Here is a 4444-nt window from a genome sequence, read left to right as displayed (position 1 = left end):
ATACTATGTAAGCATTCAGCCGTCAGCTGTCAGCTGTCAGCTTAAAATAAACTTAATTTGGGATAATTTAATAGTTCGAGATTAATGAGAATTGAAAGTCTGGGGAAAAGCTGAACAGCTTTGTGGCACAGGCTTCGACCCTGTGACTTTCGTGACTATTAAACGAATGCTTATCTGGTTTATTCAAAAGTTCCGTAGCTTGCCAATAGCGCATAAGCACCTCAAGTAGCTTGCCCGTAGCGCATTAGCTGAATCCTTACAGAATAATTAAAAATTTTTTCTGGTTGATTTAATATCAAAAACCTGTTATGATTGATGTCATTGCCGCTTGTTGGTATTAGAATAAATTCTATTATAGCTGTCGATAATATCTCCAATTATAGCGTTTTTGCTAGTAATAATATAGAGTCAATTTTCCCAACCACTACTCCCTACTCCCTACTCCCTACTCCCTACTCCCTATTCCCTACTCCCTATTCCCTCTTGCCTATTGCCTCTTCACTTTAAATAGAATCCCCTCCTGCCTTTTTTGCTTCTTCTATCCAGTTATCAAACAACTCTTGATTCTTCTCAACCCACTCTTTAGCATGGCGACGGATATCTTCTGGACTGCTCTCACCCTCTTTGATCTTTAGGCTTTCAACGTTAATGTCCTCAACCGGAATTTGAACCAGTTCAAACCAACGTTTGGCAACTGGGTTAGCTGCCAAAAATTTCTTGTTAGCAACAATCCGCTGACGATCGACAGTAAATCCCAGATTTTTTCCGTCTACAGAGGTGTCTTTTTCAGTTAGATCTTTCTGGGATTCAGGAAGAGAGGTAAAGGGAACTTCTAACCAAATTATATCTTGATCGGGTTTTAATATTGTAGATATCCAGTGAGGATTCTGAGCATAGTAAATAACGCTTTCCCCTTGTTTGTAGCGAGTCATAAGATCGGCGAGTAGCACAATGTATTGTCCTCTAGTGTGTTCAACGGTATCTTCTAATCCGTAAGCTTTGAGGTGATGATCGATTATCACTTCGCAAAACCAACCAGGATCACAACCGATTAAATTAGCTTTACCATTGCCGTCTGTATCAAATAGTTTCGCAATCTTTGGATCTTTAAATTGTTCCAGGTTAGTAATGTTATATTTCTCAGCCGTTTTTTTATCGATTTGATAGCCTTGTATCACATCAGGAGTAATAACTCCAACTCGCTCTATTTTTTTGGTACCCCCAGCATTTTTAAAGAATTCTAGATGTGATATTTCATAGTTGATAGTACTATAATCTAGGTCGCCATTAGCCACAGACACATAAATAACCGGATAGGTTATTTCTTTCGGTTCTTCGATTTCATAACCAAGTTTTTCCAGACCAATATTGACGATTTGGGTTTGAAACTGTTCCTCGACCCAGTTACTATGGGCAGAACGAACTTTAGTTTTTTTTACAGAGGAGGTTGACTCACAGGCAACTGACCCGAGCAACAAAGCGATCAGAGTCATTCCTAAGGTAAGTTGTCTCACTTGTCGTTTCATTAAATCCTCTCCCAGGGTTTTTATCACCAAGTCTTACCGTTAGTCATAACTATAGCAGTTTTTAAGGAGCTAGGGAGTAGGGAGTAGCAGGGTGGGAGATGGGGAGATGGGGAGATGGGGAGATGGGGAGATGGGGAGATGGGGAGATGGGGAGATGGGGGAAATTTTAATTAAGGGTATCCTGACATGATATAAACCAAAATACTATGTAAGCATTCAGCCGTGAGCCTTAGCACAAAGCTGAATGCTGATAGCTGATAGCTAAATCCTTACAGAATAATTAATTTTTTTTTCGCTTGATTTAATATAAAAAACCTGATATGATGATATCATGGCCGCTTGTTACTTTTACAATAAAGTCTAGTATAACCGTCGATAATATATCCATTTATAGCGTTTTTAATATTAAAAATCAATAATAAATATAGAGTCAATTTTTACAACCACTACTCCCTACTGCCCACTCCCCACTCCCTATGAAGCATAAAGAAACAACCCTGACTAAAACCCTTGCCATAATTCTCAACTATTTAGACGGTAATTTGGAACCGGATTCCAACGTCGTTAATTATCAAACCGCTAATGATCTTAAGGAAAAACTCGATTTAACCTTACCCGATGAGGGAGTCGCTTTAGAAGCGTTAATTCCTATAGTAGAATCTTACCTGAACTATAGCGTTAGAACCGGTAGCACTCAATTTTTTAATCTACTTTTTAGTGGGTCTAGTATTCCGGGAATAATAGCCGAGATGGTTACCAGTGCCACGAATACTACCATGCACACCTATGATGTCGCCCCCGTAGCCACCCTGATGGAAATAGAATTGATTAAAAAATTGACCAGTTTAGTGGGGTTTAAGGAAGCTGAAGGGTTGATGGTAACTGGAGGAAGTAATGCTAATCTGATCGGAATGCTTTGTGGACGACATCAAGTTTTACCGGAAGCTAAATTACAGGGATTGGGTAATAATCAGTTAGTCGCCTTTGTTTCCGATCAAGCTCATTATTCCTATTTAAAAGCTGCTAATTTGTTAGGGATTGGCATCAAAAATTTAGTCAAGGTTAAGTCTGGTGTTGATGGCAAAATGATTCCCGCAGCACTAGAAGCTGCCATTCAACAGAGCTTGTCAGAAGAAAAAACACCGTTCTTTGTGGGTGCAACTGCCGGTACAACTGTTTTAGGAGCCTTCGATCCCTTACCGACCCTTGCCGAAATTACCAGGAAATATGGCTTGTGGCTGCATGTCGATGCGGCTTGGGGTGGGCCGGTTTTATTTAGTGAAAAACACCAGCATTTGTTAGCAGGAAGTGAGTTAGTTGATTCCTTTACTTGGGATGGCCATAAATTAATGGGAGTTCCTTTAATTTGTTCCGCTATTTTAGTGAAACAAAAAGGACTATTGTCAGAAGCTTGCTCTGGGGGAGGTACGGATTATCTATTCCATGATGATGAAAATGATTTATACAATTTAGGGACTAAGTCGTTACAATGTGGTCGGAGAGTAGATGCACTCAAATTATGGCTGTGTTGGAAATACTATGGTAAAAAAGGTTATGATCAGCTGGTCAATCATTTATTTGACCTAGCTAATTATGCCACCGAGTATATCCGCCGTTGCGATAATTTAGAATTAATCGCTGAACCACAATTTTTGAATATTTGTTTCCGTTATATCCCCAAAGATGAACCGCTTGACGCTACTGGGTTAGACCAGCTGAATCTAGACATACGCAACCGATTATTTCATTCTGGAACAGCTTTTGTCAACTATGCTCATTATCAAGGTCTGGTTATGATTCGGTTAATCCTGGCTAACCCTGAACTGCAAAAAACTGATTTAGAAACGTTTTTCCATAATTTACTTAATGCTGGTAAACTAGTTGAAAGTGTTAAAGGATAGAAAAAAAAATGAAGGATAGCAAAGACTTTTACGAAGGGATGGGATTAAAGTTTCTGGAGCCTCAAAATCAGACAGAAGGAATCAGGGAGTATATGGAGTTAGAGGATGACTTTATACTGAGAACCTTTAAAGGGGTAGATAGTGTTCTGGATGTAGGATGTGGTGAGGGACGTTATGTTCGTAAGCTTGCCCCTATTGTAGGAAAGATTACAGGAATTGATTTTTCAGAACAGCTTGTAGCCTTAGCTAAAGACTCCACTTCTACCTTTAATAATGTCACCATTTTAGCCGGAAGAGCAGAACATTTAACAACTCTGGTTCAAGAAACGTTTACTTACGGATTATTGGCATGGAATACCATTGGAAATATTCCTCAACAACTTCATCAAGCTATTTTCGATAACCTGGCAAAAGTAGTAGATAAAAAGGTATTTATATCTACGTTTAAATCTAACCAAGAGGTAATGGATGAGCGCTTACGCTATTATGACAAAACAGGTTTTAAGGTAGAAAGTATCGATGGCAATCAAGTAATTTTAGAAGGGGGATTGCATCATGCTAATGCTTATCCTTTCAGCTATTTCCAGGAATTGCTTGAATCAGCAGGATTTTCTATGGAAACTCATGATTTGGGCTGGGTTGGTGTGATGATTGAAGGAACTAAAAAATAACTTAACTGGTCAGCTAATGCGCGAAGCGCACGCTGCGCGAACAGCTATCAGCTGTCAGCGGTCAGCTAATCAACGGGAAGTAGTAAACAAGCTGGGGAGTGCTAGTACGGCTGGTTGAAAATCCCTGCTCGTTTTATTCATCCGACCCCGTGTAGTTAAAGCACCTGCTAGCTGAACGCGATCGCGTGCGCGTAGCGCATTAGCTGATAGCTGATAGCTGACGGCACTTCAAGTAGCGTGCGCGTAGCGCATTAGCTTACATCTCAGAGGTTGTCTGAGAAGTCTCATTTGCTACATCCAAGCCCCCTAAANCGTACGTACGTACGTACGTACGTACGTACGTACG

4 protein-coding genes are annotated in these 4444 nt (G+C 40.0%); 3 read left to right on the top strand and 1 reads right to left on the bottom strand.

Features of this window, described 5'->3' with window-relative positions; genetic code table 11:
- The first annotated feature begins 315 nt into the window (after positions 1-315).
- Positions 316-507, top strand: a complete 192-nt coding sequence (locus tag LYNGBM3L_RS41745; protein WP_131827173.1) for a hypothetical protein — start codon at positions 316-318, stop codon at positions 505-507.
- On the opposite strand, the gene proX is transcribed toward LYNGBM3L_RS41745, so the two are convergent.
- Positions 504-1526 (bottom strand): glycine betaine/L-proline ABC transporter substrate-binding protein ProX, encoded by a 1023-nt coding sequence (gene proX / locus LYNGBM3L_RS25950; RefSeq protein ID WP_161603190.1) that lies wholly within the window; start codon positions 1524-1526, stop codon positions 504-506. The two genes, LYNGBM3L_RS41745 and proX, sit on opposite strands and share 4 nt — an antisense overlap.
- 476 nt (positions 1527-2002) lie before the next feature.
- Between proX and LYNGBM3L_RS25945 the strand changes: the two genes are divergently transcribed.
- Together LYNGBM3L_RS25945 and LYNGBM3L_RS25940 are read left to right on the top strand one after the other, a co-directional pair.
- Positions 2003-3427: a pyridoxal phosphate-dependent decarboxylase family protein gene (locus LYNGBM3L_RS25945; RefSeq protein WP_008188439.1), complete on the top strand. Its 1425-nt coding sequence runs from the start codon at positions 2003-2005 to the stop codon at positions 3425-3427.
- Positions 3428-3435: 8 nt separating this feature from the next.
- Complete coding sequence (locus LYNGBM3L_RS25940; RefSeq protein ID WP_008188438.1) at positions 3436-4098, top strand: class I SAM-dependent methyltransferase; 663 nt, start codon at positions 3436-3438, stop codon at positions 4096-4098.
- The last annotated feature ends 346 nt before the right edge of the window (positions 4099-4444 follow it).

Origin of the sequence: Moorena producens 3L (assembly GCF_000211815.1) — a bacterium.
In the GTDB taxonomy this organism is placed as follows: Bacteria; Cyanobacteriota; Cyanobacteriia; order Cyanobacteriales; family Coleofasciculaceae; genus Moorena; species Moorena producens.
Note: the sequence above shows the minus strand (reverse complement) of the source record. Positions and strands in the feature narration are given on the sequence as shown.

Bases quoted from the DNA above. Each gene is read 5' to 3' on its own strand.
- LYNGBM3L_RS41745 (WP_131827173.1), top strand. From the start codon at position 316: ATGTCATTGCCGCTTGTTGGTATTAGAATAAATTCTATTATAGCTGTC.
- proX (WP_161603190.1), bottom strand. From the start codon at position 1,526: ATGAAACGACAAGTGAGACAACTTACCTTAGGAATGACTCTGATCGCT.
- LYNGBM3L_RS25945 (WP_008188439.1), top strand. From the start codon at position 2,003: ATGAAGCATAAAGAAACAACCCTGACTAAAACCCTTGCCATAATTCTC.
- LYNGBM3L_RS25940 (WP_008188438.1), top strand. From the start codon at position 3,436: ATGAAGGATAGCAAAGACTTTTACGAAGGGATGGGATTAAAGTTTCTG.